General features: G+C 76.3%; 1 pseudogene. It reads left to right on the plus strand.

Annotated elements, in window-relative coordinates:
* A pseudogene (locus BCY78_RS24250) lies at positions 1-418 on the plus strand (hypothetical protein); the annotation flags it as partial.

A 418-nucleotide genomic window follows, 5' to 3' on the forward strand; every position in this document is an offset into this window, starting at 1 on the left:
GCGATGGCCGCCGCCCACCGCGAGGGCCTCTCCCATCTGCGCCTCACCCCGGGCGCGGTCCTGCGCAGCTCCACCGGCCAGTACCGGATCCGCGGCCTCGCCGTGAACGCCGCCCTGCGGGGCATCACCGCGGAGCACCCCCTCCGTACGGACACCGAGGCCATCGGCGCCCTCCTGTACGCCGCCCTGACCCACCGCTGGCCGTACGAGGACGACGCCCACGGACTCGCCGGGCTGCCCAAGGGCCTGGGCCTCATCGCCCCCGACCAGGTACGGGCCGGCGTCCACCGCGGCCTCTCCGAGCTCGCCATGCGGGCGCTCGCCAACGACGGCGCCACCGCCTCCCGCCAGGAACCGCCCTGCACCACCCCGGACGAACTGGCCAAGGCCGTCGCGGCGATGCCGCGCATCCTTCCGC

The sequence above is a fragment of the Pararhodobacter sp. CCB-MM2 genome (assembly GCF_001691415.1).
Lineage (GTDB): Bacteria > Pseudomonadota > Alphaproteobacteria > Rhodobacterales > Rhodobacteraceae > Pararhodobacter.